Raw genomic sequence first — 12594 nt, 5'->3', positions numbered from 1 at the left:
AGAAAAGAGAAATAGCCATATTTTATTACAGCTTGGTAACAAATTGGGTTGCTCTTCACGGACAGGATCGGTAGTTTGTAAAGAAGTAGCGATAAAGTGGCTGAATTGTCACGATGTGAGGTTTCAAAGCATCGTACACTATCACTAAGTCGTTTGATGTTACTTAGAGATAGAAATAAGCTACCTTCAGGATGAATAATATGGATGTTGAACACGTGCTGAAAATAAAAAAACACCCCACGCTTTATAAACGTTTTCCACAGTTGTTGTCTGTTACTAACGATGAAAAACGACAAGCTAATGCTATGATTTATGGCAAAGCGATCAGTCACTATGACATTGAATCATTAGCTGCAGTGCTTGATGATGCTCTAGTTCTGTTAGCTGGCTGGAAGGTTGGATCTTACGATGTGTTTTTGATCGCCAATGATCTTACCGATGAGCTAGAACAAGCCTTACAATCCTTAGCGTTAGATTATTATCAGTTATCAGAGCTACCGGATCTCACCGAGCCCGGTCTTGTGGTTTTTGATATGGATTCAACCGCAATTGAAATCGAGTGCATTGATGAAATAGCCAAACTAGCAGGTGTTGGCGAGCAAGTTGCAGAAGTTACAGAGCGTGCGATGCAAGGTGAGTTGGACTTTGAACAAAGTTTGCGCCAGCGTGTAGGTACGTTAGCGGGGGCTGATGAATCTATCTTAGCTGAAGTAAAAGCAACACTGCCGTTTATGCCTGAACTAAGAGAGGTCGTTGCAAGTTTGCATGCGCGTGGTTGGAAAGTAGCGATTGCTTCTGGTGGTTTTACTTACTTTTCTGATCACCTAAAACAAGAGTTGGAGCTTACAGCTGCTTTCTCTAACCAATTAGAAATCATTGACGGTAAATTAACAGGTAAAGTGCTTGGAGATGTGGTGGATGCTCAAGCTAAAGCGAATATCTTGCAAGGGCTTGCTGAGCAATATGATATTGAGCCGCATAATACTGTGGCGGTAGGCGATGGTGCCAATGATCTAGTGATGATGAAAGCGGCAGGTTTAGGTATTGCTTATCACGCTAAACCGAAAGTTGAGCAGCAAGCGCCAGCGGTGATCCGTTATGCTGATTTAGGCGGTATTTTGTGTATATTATCGGCTTCTTTAGTACCGCAGCGTTTAAGCTGGTAAGCCACAATAAGATCATAAAAGAGAGATGAGAAAAGCCGCTGATGTTCGCTTTGTTATAAAGCAATCATCAACGGCTTTTTTGTTTAATGGTGCAAATTGCGCGTTAACTGATCTCTAATCGAACTAGTACTTCGTCAGTAATATCGAAGATCTCACCACAACCAATTAGCGAAATAAATTCTGCTTCAAGTGCTCTTGCTCTGTGGAGTGTTAAACGAGCCAGTTCACTGAGCTTCTCACCAATTAATGCCGTTAGCGGATTAAAAATCGGTAATGCAGTAACACGGATGGCAAGAAAACTGCCATTTTTACGAGCGAAGGTAATAAAGCGAATGCGATCTTCTAAGGTTTCGAACTCATAGCTCGCTTTGACTGCGATTTGTTTGATTTCTCCGTCTTGTTGCTGGAAAGCAATATACAGTTCATGCACATAAGGCTCGCGTAGATTCTCAATCGGACGCATTGGATACGCTAGCATTTCTTTAACGCGACGCTTAAACAGTAGACTGAGATCAAAGTGTTTATGCTCGCCTAACTGATAAAAGATATCGGCAAGTGGTGTTAACGGGAAGTTTGAACCGACAGTTTTCACTTTGATTTTATGGTCAATCTTTTCGGCAAAATACGGAATGCTATTTAAACGTGTTAGTAGCATTTGGTGCATTGCCAGTAACATTGCAGGCGGTGGAAGTTGCTCTTCACATAGCGCTAATTTCTCTTGATTCGTTTTGATCAAGTTTCGTAAGAATTGCTCGCCAGCGGCTGACTCTTTACTGCCCTCGGTGATTAGCTGGATATTCTTGCCATTAGGGCTAGTGCGGATCACTTTATATGGCATACGACTGAGAATATCTATTTTGGCTAATCGCTGGAGCTGATCAAATTTAATGATCACAGGATCATCTTTCTTACAGCGAAAAGGGATATCAAGATTGATGTTCAGCCCTTTACTGGAGAAATCAATAGAGTGACCGGCGCTGATCAATTGTCCTTGTTGATATAAAGATATCGGAGTTTTATAAGCAAAGCGAGATTCACTGCGTTGCGGCTTGGGATCGAAATGGATTGCTTCCGCAAGACAAATTGGGTTTTTCGGGTGTCTAAATGGGTTAATCGCTTTACTGTCTAAGGTGGATTTGTGGGCAGCACGATAATCTGGTTGTGTCGCCTTGTGAGTAATGTCTTGTAGTACACCAACATGCGTGAGATCTTGGAATTTCTCTAGCATTTCAGGGGCGACATCATTGAGCTTTTCTAGCTCTTGTTGGCGCAGAGGATATACCGTTAATCGCATCACACGCCAGCTGTCACGATGTGCACCAAGCTGCCAAAATAGACGACGCTGCTCTTGATCCATTTCAGGTAAAGCAGCGGAGTAGAAATAGCGTGAGCCTTGGTGATCATGATGGAAACAATAAATGAGGGTGCTAGATTGCTTGAGCCCCTTACGCCCTAATGATGCGATACGTTGCTCTGAGAGTAGCTGATTGATCACGGGTTGATTACGCTCATCATGCCAGTATTGCCATAAATAACGGTTGTGATCGGTCAATAGGGCGTATTTAAGCTCAGTGCCTGAGAAGAATAGCGGGATCCCTACGGTATGTTTGAGAAAACAATGCTCATAGCCTTGGGTGCGTGCCTGAATGATTTTATCTTCATGGTTATGGCGGTGTCGTAATGAGCCTTTATTTTGACTCTCGACGATCATGGCTTTTAAGGCTTCATTGTCACTTAATGCGATCAGTCGTAACCATTTAAAGCTGTTGTCTTCTGGATTGTCATCAATACCTAAAATGCGGTAGCGGTGAGGTTGCTCAAAGCATGGCTCATCGTGTGTTATTGCTAATTGTGGGAAAGTGGCATCGATGGTTTGCCCTAGACGATAGTTAAATGTTGCAGGGACTTTAAATTTGGCACCTGAAAAAGACAGATCTGCGGTCATTCCCCAAATTTGTTGATTAAGAGGGAAATTAATAGTTACAGGGGTGCTGATTTGTAGGCGATTTTCTTCTCGGTGGAGATAATGGCCAAAGCGGATCAAATTAGCCGTAAAAAGTTCGGGATTACTTTTCTGCGTCACAAGTGTTGAGCGTTCACCTTGCTGGTGGAGTTCACGAAAATCATTATGCGTATTGACTAATGCTTCATATAATCCAGTACAGTATTGATTACTAAAGACTTTACTACGGCGATGTAAAATATTGATGGCTACATCATCAAGCCAATGTGTTTGTTCGTTAAAAGTATATGGGCGACATTGCCCTTTTACTCGACCACGTAAATCAATGATTTTTTTACACGGGGTCATTAACCGGTTAATTTCCATTTTTATACGGAGTTTGATCGGCCCTGATTCGCTACTGGTTAAACTATCAAATACTTGTTGGAAATCTTCGCTTCCGTATACAGGTAATAGTTGTTCTATGAGTGCTTTGTAATCGTCCAACTGCATTTTATTTTCTGAGAAAAGATTCGCTGTTAGTATTATCTGCTTAGAGTGACAAAAGTTTAATGTAAAGTGATAAAAACTGACATTTAAGTTGAGGTTTACATTGAATAATATCGGTTTATTCGATGGATTAGACATTTAGGGTAAAGAATGGCGAAAGCAGCAAAACGTGCATATGTTTGTAGTGATTGTGGAATGGACTTTGCTCGTTGGCAGGGGCAGTGTTCTGGATGTAAATCGTGGAATACGATCACTGAATTTACGATCCCTAATACCAAATCTGGATTAACCAGTAGTTCTGCACGCACTAGTGTTGGTGGTTACGCAGGTGTTGTGGGTGGCGGCTCGAAGAAACTGAATGAAGTTGAAGCGGTAGAAGCGGAGAAGATGCTAACAGGCATTGGCGAGCTTGATCGTGTACTTTGTGGCGGCTTAACGACTGGATCTGTCAATATTATTTCAGGCGATCCTGGTGCTGGTAAAACAACGCTGCTTTCCGACTTAGTTGCGCGTATGTCTCAGTTGATGCCATCACTTTACTGTACCGCAGAAGAATCACTATCGCAGTTTAAGAACCGTGTGAACCGCCTTAAGCTCAATTGCAATGAAGATAATTTATATCTAATGGCTGAAACTAGTGTGGAAGCGATCATTGCAGAGCTTGAAGTTAAACAAATCAAGTTTGCGGTTATTGACTCTATTCAAGCGGTATCAACAGAGCTTGCCAATGGTAGCCCGGGTTCACCATCACAAGTAAAAGCGGCAGCCCAAGCATTAACCCAGTACTGTAAACAAAATAATGTAACGATGTTTTTGATTGCTCACGTAAACAAAAACAATGAAATTGCAGGTCCACAAACACTGGTTCACATCGTTGACTCCTTGCTACATATTGATACCAATGATGGTCAAGTACGTACCCTACGTGCTAATAAAAACCGTTTTGGTGATGTTGATACCGTTGGTATTTTCCGCATGACGGAGCGTGGTATGTTGAGTGTTGATAACCCAAGTGAGATCTTCTTATCGGGGTCAACGACGGAATCATCGGGCTCTGCGATTACCTGTATTCGTAAAGGTAACCGTAACATCTTGTTGGAGATCCAGTGTTTAACCACGGAAACCGAAGGCGAGTTTCCGCAGCGCGTGTGTGTAGGTTTAAACATGAACCGTATCAAAATGCTAACGGGAATTTTACGCAAACATGCGAAGACTAAGATCTATCACGATACTTTCTTTAATATCGTCGGCGGTTTGAAAATTGATGAGTCGGAAACTTGCATCGACTTAGCGCTGGTGGCTGCACTATTAAGTAGCTTAAATGAATTTGTGGTGCCTCGTACTACCTGCATTATGGGAGAGCTGAGCTTAAACGGTGATGTTCGCCCGATTGATAGCGGTGTGCCACGTGTGAAAGAAGCAGCGCAACATGGATTTACTGAGATCTTTATTCCTTACCGTAACTACCATAAGTCAATGGAAGGGTTAGGTGCGAAAATCACGCCAGTGAAAACCATTCATGAGTTACTGGATTTGATTAACTAATAAAACAGCGAGAGGCCGCTATATCGCATATGCTTCTCGCTTTCTTATTTATTCTGTCGTATCAAATGTTACAGTCGGTTTGGGGTGGTTCACAGTGTTAAATACATCACTACTATGATCAGAGGCCAACTGCACTTGCATTTCCACCATACTGCCGATGGTATTGAGGAGTGATGTCCATTCGACATTGGGCTCTTTTTCAAATAGCGTGTCAAAATTCTCGATATTCCAATTAACAAATGGACGTGGGTTTAGAGGCTTACCTAAAAAAAGAATTTCATAATGTAGGTGAGGCCCTGTCGATAGCCCTGAGTTACCAGTCCAGCCAATCAGTTCCCCTTTGTTAACGAACTGCCCTTGCTTGACGTTAAATTTACTCATGTGTGAATAGGTAGAGACAAACCCCATGGTGTGACTAAGTGTTAGCTGATTACCATAGCCATATTTACTGGTGTTAACCTTTTCGATCACTGCATCTGCTGGCGCATAAATAGGTGTTCCTATACTTGCACCGAAGTCTAATCCATCATGGTTTTTGCGTTGTTTGGTAATGGGATGAACACGAGTACCAAAGCCTGAAGTTAATGGTGCATCTGGTGTTGGTTTACCATTAGGGAGCAGTTGAAATAGCGTTGCTTTTACTGCGGAATTAATAGCGGCAGTATCAACCCGTTGTTTGATCGTTTGCGGTGGATTTTCATCACTTAATCCTAGAATGTTTTCCATATCATCAATGCGCTGATTTAATTTTTCTAGCGATTGTGTCTTTTTCTCTAAGGAGTCATTAAGGGTTTTGTTAAGTGCGGTCTCTTCTGATAGTGATGCACTAAGCTCTAACGCTTTATTGCGCAATTTTGATACTTGCTGATGAGAGCTTTGTGCGGAGAGATAAAGATCGAAAATGGCATGAGTTCCATAGAAAAATAGCCCACAAAGGATAAATAGTCCTGAGTATCGAGCAATATTAGCCGTGAGTGCTTTTTTATCACCGCTGCGAAGTTTTGTGGTTACGTTCTTTAGATTAAACATCATGCGTAAGACAGGTTGAGCAATTTCTGAAGCTAGAGTTTATGTGTTGGATAGGATTATTGCTAGTTTCTACTTTCTCATTTATGCAACGTTTTAATGGCTTTTGTTAGTAATATTGCTGATTTTTCAACAAAAATAAAAAGAGCGACCGAAGCCGCTCTTTTTTATTTATCACGAGTGAATTGCTTATTTAGCAATACGCTTGTACTTGATACGGTGTGGTTCTGTCGCATCTGAGCCTAGCGTTTTCTTCAGCCAATCAGCGTATTCAGTGAAGTTACCTTCAAAGAAGTTCACTTGACCTTCGTCACGGTAGTCTAGGATGTGTGTTGCGATACGGTCTAGGAACCAACGGTCGTGCGAGATAACCATTGCACAGCCAGGGAACTCAAGCAGCGCTTCTTCTAGTGCACGTAGGGTTTCAACGTCAAGGTCGTTGGTTGGCTCATCGAGTAGTAATACGTTACCGCCCGCTTTAAGCAGTTTAGCAAGGTGTACACGGTTACGCTCACCACCAGATAGATCACCAATGCGTTTTTGTTGATCACTACCTTTGAAGTTAAAGCGAGACACGTAAGCACGCGCAGGGATTTCAAAGCTGTTGATCTTGATAATATCAGCGCCTTCAGAAATCTCTTGGTAAACCGTGTTGTTGTCGTTCATGCTATCGCGGAACTGCTCAACCGATGCCAGTTTTACCGTTTCACCTAGCTCAATTGTGCCTGCGTCAGGTTGCTCTGTACCACTTAGCATCTTAAATAGGGTCGATTTACCTGCACCGTTAGCACCGATGATACCCACGATAGCACCCTTAGGAATGCTGAATGATAAGTCATCGATAAGTACGCGATCACCGAACGATTTAGTTAGGTTATTCACTTCGATAACTTTGTCACCTAGACGCTCACCTGGCGGAATGAACAGTTCGTTTGTTTCATTACGCTTTTGATGATCGTTGCTTTGTAGCTCTTCAAAGCGTGCCATACGTGCTTTAGATTTCGCTTGGCGACCTTTAGGGTTCTGACGTACCCACTCAAGTTCTTTCTCAATAGTCTTCTGTAGCGCGCGCTCTTGAGATGCTTCTTGTTTTAGACGTGCATCTTTTTGCTCTAGCCATGAAGAGTAGTTACCTTGCCATGGAATACCTTCACCACGGTCAAGCTCTAAGATCCAGCCAGCAGCGTTATCTAGGAAATAACGGTCGTGCGTGATAGCCACAACAGTGCCGCTGTAATCGACAAGGAAGTGCTCAAGCCATGCCACAGATTCAGCGTCTAAGTGGTTAGTTGGTTCGTCAAGCAGTAGCATGTCAGGCTTATCTAGCAGCAGACGACAAATCGCAACACGACGGCGCTCACCACCAGATAGGTTTTTAACAACTGCATCCCATTCAGGAAGACGAAGCGCATCTGCGGCACGCTCAAGTTGCATACCTAGATTGTGACCATCTTTAGTTTCGATCAGTGCTTCAAGTTCACCTTGCTCTTTAGCAAGCGCATCGAAGTCTGCATCTGGTTCTGCGTAAGCTGCGTATACTTGGTCAAGACGGATCAGTGCTTCTTTCACATCTGATACAGATTCTTCAACCACTTCACGTACAGTTTTATTTTCGTCTAGGATTGGTTCCTGTGGTAGGTAACCAATTTTTAGACCTGCTTGTGGACGTGCTTCACCTTCGATATCAGTATCGATACCTGCCATGATGCGTAGTAATGTTGATTTACCGGCACCGTTCAGACCTAGGACACCGATCTTAGCGCCAGGGAAAAAGCTCAGTGAAATATCTTTTAGAATTTGACGCTTAGGTGGGACGATTTTTCCCACTCGCGACATGGTATAGACGTAATCAGCCATATCCGTGTGTGATCTCTACTTAAAAAATGAAAGGGGATATTTTACCTGTTCTGGACTGAAGTTTAACAGAATTGTTTATATTTGGTGGCGAAGACAACAAAAAACGCAGCGAAAAAAAATGGTTCATTTCGCAGAAATGTTACTCGTAATGGCTCATTGATGAGAATGAGGTCATGAATTATTTGCTATTATGATTGTCTCAGATGTAGTTGCCATTACCCATTGGTCACGATGACAACAGGGAATTTATTTTTACGATCTCGATATGGAGCTTCTAGTGCCACGCATTCCAACTTCTCACAAGATTTTTTCCATTGCGCTGTTATCACTGGGCATCGCAAGTACCTTTAGTGTACATGCCGCCTCGTTAGAGCAACAGCGCACTTGGTATGATCAAGCGCAAACTGCGTTTGATAACAACAATATGGCGGTATTTAACGCCAACAAAAGTAAATTAGGTGGGTATCCGCTATACCCTTACTTGGAGTACCGTCTATTTAATAAAGACTTAGATGATAAATCACCAAGCCAAGTAAAAACCTTTGTTAATAAATACAAAGCGTTGCCTTTTAGCCAAACGATTCAACGTAATTATTTGTCTTATCTTGCAGGAGCTGACAGGTGGCGTGACTTTTTATCTGTACAGCCGACAGAGCCTAGCAGTACCTCGCTAAAATGCTCTTACTTCTATGCGAAGAGTCAAACGGGTCATGCCAGTCAAGCGTGGGCGGGTGCCGAGAAACTGTGGGAAACGGGGAGCTCATTACCAGCCGTTTGTGATCCATTGTTAGATGCGTGGACTGCAGCGGGCAAGCGTACCAATACCTTGATCCTTGATCGCATGCTATTGGCGTTTGAAAAAGGCAACAAGAGCTTAGTCGCTTATCTAGATAAGCAATTATCCGGTAGCGCACAAGCGACTGGCGATAAGATCCTCGCGTTATTAGATAAACCTCAAGGTGTCGCAGATTTTGCCAAACAAAGTAAGGTGACCAAGTTTAATCAAGCGGTCACGGAAGCTGCTTTCTATCGTTTAGCTCGTACTGATGTTAAACAAGCGGTGGCTTCATACAATCAAGTGGTATCAGGTCAGCATTTTGATAAGCAAACCAAGCAAGAGCTGGCAGATGCGGTAGCGTCTCGATTAATGTCAACGACGGATCCTGTGCTGGCAAAGTGGCGTGATAGTAAATTAAAGACAAGTCAGAATGTGAGCATTTTAGAGCGTCGTATTCGTAACTCGATCCGTGAAGCGGATTGGAGCGGTGTACAAACGTGGATCAATCGTCTACCAAAAGAAGCGAAAGACAGCCCTCGTTGGCGGTTCTGGCAAGCGCAGTTACTTGCAAAGAAAGGTCAGAAAAAGCAAGCAGATAAGATTTACCTGTCACTATTAGGTGAGCGTGATTTTTACAGCGCAGCGGCTGCCACTATTTTGCATAAGCCGATTGTGTACCCGAATCAAAAAGGGCCAACATCGACCAAGCTGATCCAACCATATATGACGACATTAAAGCGTATTGGTGAGTTGATTGATACTGATAGGTTGATTGCAGCCAATCGAGAATGGGGCTATTTGTTATCGCATATTCAAGGTGTACAAACTAAGCGTCAGTTAGCCGTATATGCTGAAAAGCATAAGTGGCATCACCTTGCGGTACAAGCCACTATTTCCGGTAAGCTTTGGGATCACATGGCACTTCGCTTCCCGCTGGCTCATAAATGGTGGTTTGATTTCTTTAGTAAAGAGCGTGGTATTCCAACCTCTACCATGATGGCGTTAGCACGTCAGGAAAGTGCGTTAAACATTCATGCGCAATCGCATGTTGGTGCCCGAGGTTTAATGCAGTTAATGCCAGCAACGGCACAACACACCGCACAGAAATTGGATTATAAATACGCAGGTAAAGAAAGTTTATTTGATCCGGGGGTGAACATTCGTTTGGGTAGTGGCTACTTGAAGATGATGCTAGATAATAACGATGAAAACCGTATCTATTCATTCGCATCTTACAACGCCGGTCCTGGTCGAGTGAAACAATGGAAGAAACAAACTGATGGTAAATTGGATGTGTACAGCTTTATTGAGCAGATCCCATTTAATGAGACCCGAGGTTATGTCCAAAATGTGTTGATGTTCGATGTATACTACAATGAGCTGATGGGTAAAAAAGCACCTTTGTTTAAGCCAAATGAGTTAAAAGCTCGTTACTAGTATTACTTAACGACTTTAGCTATTTAGCAAGCCAAAGCCGAGTTTTTATAACTCGGCTTTTTTATGTTTGATGCGTAAGGTTTTATATGGGGACAACTTGGTGTCTGATGATTATCAAGGTACACTGCAACAAGACAAAAAATCTGATGAGATCACCATGACAACAACGACCGATAGACCTGATTTCACTGAGTGGCAGAATGTACTCGATTTGATCCGCCATGCGTCTGCGGAGCAACGTGATGAGTTGTTATTTCAAGTGCTGTTAACTCACGATGAGCGAGAAGCATTAATTGCACGGGTGAATATTGTGCATGAATTACTCAATGGTGAGCGCAGTCAGCGTAAGATCAGCGAATTACTCGGTGTAGGGGTAGCGACTATCACCCGAGGCTCTAATGAGTTAAAACATCAAGATGATGATACTAAAGCTTGGCTAGCGAATTTTTTGGCTCAGAACAAACCAAATAAATAGTGAAAATAGGATATTGTCTTAAAAACAATATCCTATTTTTTATTAGAACAACTCAGGTTTAATAAACGGGATCAACGCCAGAACTAACGCTTGCTGATAAACCGAGCTTCGCGTTAATAGATGATTAGTCAGCATCGCAATCGCGCCGCCTTTCTGCTTCACATTCTGTTGGTTGAACATTTCATCCATAATATCACCGAGCTCCATACCTTGATGGATTTTCTCCAGTGCGAGTGGTGGCAAAGGTAAAGAGGCTGAACGTGATTCACTCATTTTTCCGTGATGTTCTATCACCATCCACGCAAACGTAAACTTTTCATCTATTCCAGCTTCTAAGCCCACAATAAAATCAGCATTAGGGCATTGTTCTCGACAATGACGCACACGATTTTTTGCACCGAGTAGTGTCTCATCACAAGTTAGCGGCTGATCCCTTACACCACTTAATGCTGCAATACCTTCAACAGTGAATGCTTGTTCTGGAAAAACGAGCGTAAATGCATCACGCACAGCGGCAATTTTGGCTGGATTGGTTGAAGCAACCGTAACTGTTTGCATGTATAGATCCCTAAATTGTTGAATGCGTGCCCAGTGTACTGAAAAGTAAGCGTGAGCCAAAGCGTGTGATAGTGACAAAATAAAAAAGCCCGCGATTTCTCGCAGGCTTTCGTTTATTCATTTATCTCTGATGCTTATACGCGATCGTAAGCCCAGTCAGATTGGATAATGTAACCGTGAATTTGGAATTCATCGTTATTTACGAATAAATTCGGGAAATCCGGTTGTGATGTTGAGAATACAACACCATCAGCAAGTTGTGTCATGTGGTAAAAGTCAGGCTCACTACCACGAACAGAGGCAAATACAGGTTGTTTAGGACGGTATTCCGCTTTTTTTGTTGCTAGCGCATAGCTACCAACTGGTGCACATTGAGCAATGTTCTCATTATCAATTAGAAGGCCTAAACACTCTTCACGCTCAAGGTGTTGAGGAATTGCACGCTTGCTGATCACTTCAACAGAGCCGCCATCAGTGTATGCTGAAAAATCTTTACGATGGATCACTGGGATGTAAGTACATGTCGCAGCATTATCCAGTTCAGTACTGATTGTTGTTGTCGCTTGCGTACCTGTATCTACTTGTCCAGTTAAGATATAACCGATAGAAGTATTTAAGGTTTCAGCAATTTTTTCTAACTCACGAACCTCAATGCCGTATTTACCAGACAGTTTACGGCTCATCGTACCTTGCTGAAGATCTAGAGCTTCACCAAGTTGCTTTTGGCTGATACCTTGTACCTTCGCCAAACGCTTAATTCTCTCTAAATATTCCATAACAATTAGCTTCCTGCTTGAAAAAAGGGAGAATGCAAAAAGGCATTCTTAAAAGTCATAATTGAGTTTACTAATAATTGTAATAAAGGAATCACTAAGAAAACAAAAGTGCGATTGAACAGCGTAAAGGAATATACCCTCAGGGTAAGATGGGTAAAAAAAGGTACAAAATGCGCAATAAAAAATAAGTTTTCAGTTTTAAATACGTGTAGAGTTTTAACTTGTATTTGTTGCATTAATATTAAAGCTGATAAATATTTGTAAGGCTATGATTGTGAAGAGGTTGTGTATATCTAGCGTAAATTAATTGCAGTGTATTTATAGCTCAGGCATATGATTCTTTCCATCTAAGCTATTACGGTCAGACTACAATAATAGAATAACCTAATGTTCTAAGGTATTTAATAAGGTATCAATCTACTTCACAATAATGGCTTATTGTTGAGGTTGTTAATTATATATTAATTCCAAGTTGGAATAACTAATACAAAAACGTATTAATTAAAATTGGGACCAATATCAAG

General features: G+C 42.1%; 9 protein-coding genes. 4 read left to right on the top strand and 5 right to left on the bottom strand.

The window, feature by feature from the left end; translation table 11 throughout:
* Positions 1-200: 200 nt before the first annotated feature.
* On the top strand, positions 201-1166 hold the full coding sequence (serB, locus tag E5A76_RS05860) for a phosphoserine phosphatase (RefSeq protein WP_161118376.1): 966 nt from the start codon (positions 201-203) through the stop codon (positions 1164-1166).
* Between the two features lie 103 nt (positions 1167-1269).
* Here the strand turns inward: serB and E5A76_RS05855 are convergent, their stop codons facing one another.
* Complete coding sequence (locus E5A76_RS05855) at positions 1270-3621, bottom strand: PilZ domain-containing protein (protein ID WP_161118375.1); 2352 nt, start codon at positions 3619-3621, stop codon at positions 1270-1272.
* Between the two features lie 147 nt (positions 3622-3768).
* On the opposite strand from E5A76_RS05855, the gene radA reads away from it, so the two are divergent.
* Positions 3769-5163, top strand: coding sequence for a DNA repair protein RadA (radA, locus tag E5A76_RS05850; protein WP_053987889.1), 1395 nt, complete (start codon positions 3769-3771; stop codon positions 5161-5163).
* A 48-nt stretch (positions 5164-5211) separates the two neighbouring features.
* Here radA and E5A76_RS05845 read toward each other — a convergent pair whose 3' ends face one another.
* Together E5A76_RS05845 and ettA are read right to left on the bottom strand one after the other, a co-directional pair.
* A complete protein-coding gene (locus E5A76_RS05845; protein WP_161118374.1) occupies positions 5212-6195 on the bottom strand; it encodes a M23 family metallopeptidase in 984 nt (327 codons plus the stop codon).
* 183 nt (positions 6196-6378) lie between these two features.
* The gene (gene ettA, locus E5A76_RS05840) at positions 6379-8046 is read right to left on the bottom strand and encodes an energy-dependent translational throttle protein EttA (RefSeq protein WP_161118373.1); all 1668 of its coding nucleotides are present in this window, start codon (positions 8044-8046) and stop codon (positions 6379-6381) included.
* Positions 8047-8311: 265 nt separating this feature from the next.
* On the opposite strand from ettA, the gene sltY reads away from it, so the two are divergent.
* Together sltY and trpR are read left to right on the top strand one after the other, a co-directional pair.
* Complete coding sequence (gene sltY / locus E5A76_RS05835; RefSeq protein ID WP_161118372.1) at positions 8312-10261, top strand: murein transglycosylase; 1950 nt, start codon at positions 8312-8314, stop codon at positions 10259-10261.
* 157 nt (positions 10262-10418) lie between these two features.
* Positions 10419-10736: a trp operon repressor gene (gene trpR, locus E5A76_RS05830; RefSeq protein WP_053987978.1), complete on the top strand. Its 318-nt coding sequence runs from the start codon at positions 10419-10421 to the stop codon at positions 10734-10736.
* A 42-nt stretch (positions 10737-10778) separates the two neighbouring features.
* On the opposite strand, the gene yjjX is transcribed toward trpR, so the two are convergent.
* Positions 10779-11294 carry an inosine/xanthosine triphosphatase gene (gene yjjX, locus E5A76_RS05825; RefSeq protein WP_161118371.1) on the bottom strand — a complete coding sequence of 172 codons (516 nt, stop codon included), beginning with the start codon at positions 11292-11294 and terminating at the stop codon, positions 10779-10781.
* 134 nt (positions 11295-11428) lie between these two features.
* Positions 11429-12070 carry a helix-turn-helix domain-containing protein gene (locus E5A76_RS05820; RefSeq protein ID WP_161118370.1) on the bottom strand — a complete coding sequence of 214 codons (642 nt, stop codon included), beginning with the start codon at positions 12068-12070 and terminating at the stop codon, positions 11429-11431.
* Positions 12071-12594: the final 524 nt, after the last annotated feature.

This window comes from Photobacterium lucens (assembly GCF_009873615.1).
GTDB classification, from domain to species: domain Bacteria; phylum Pseudomonadota; class Gammaproteobacteria; order Enterobacterales; family Vibrionaceae; genus Photobacterium; species Photobacterium lucens.
The sequence above is the reverse complement of the archived record's forward strand: the minus strand, read 5'-3'. Positions and strand labels throughout refer to the sequence as shown.

Excerpts from the sequence above, each read along its gene's own strand:
- serB (WP_161118376.1), top strand. The coding sequence starts at position 201 with ATGGATGTTGAACACGTGCTGAAAATAAAAAAACACCCCACGCTTTAT.
- E5A76_RS05855 (WP_161118375.1), bottom strand. The coding sequence starts at position 3,621 with ATGCAGTTGGACGATTACAAAGCACTCATAGAACAACTATTACCTGTA.
- radA (WP_053987889.1), top strand. The coding sequence starts at position 3,769 with ATGGCGAAAGCAGCAAAACGTGCATATGTTTGTAGTGATTGTGGAATG.
- E5A76_RS05845 (WP_161118374.1), bottom strand. The coding sequence starts at position 6,195 with ATGATGTTTAATCTAAAGAACGTAACCACAAAACTTCGCAGCGGTGAT.
- ettA (WP_161118373.1), bottom strand. The coding sequence starts at position 8,046 with ATGGCTGATTACGTCTATACCATGTCGCGAGTGGGAAAAATCGTCCCA.
- sltY (WP_161118372.1), top strand. The coding sequence starts at position 8,312 with ATGGAGCTTCTAGTGCCACGCATTCCAACTTCTCACAAGATTTTTTCC.
- trpR (WP_053987978.1), top strand. The coding sequence starts at position 10,419 with ATGACAACAACGACCGATAGACCTGATTTCACTGAGTGGCAGAATGTA.
- yjjX (WP_161118371.1), bottom strand. The coding sequence starts at position 11,294 with ATGCAAACAGTTACGGTTGCTTCAACCAATCCAGCCAAAATTGCCGCT.
- E5A76_RS05820 (WP_161118370.1), bottom strand. The coding sequence starts at position 12,070 with ATGGAATATTTAGAGAGAATTAAGCGTTTGGCGAAGGTACAAGGTATC.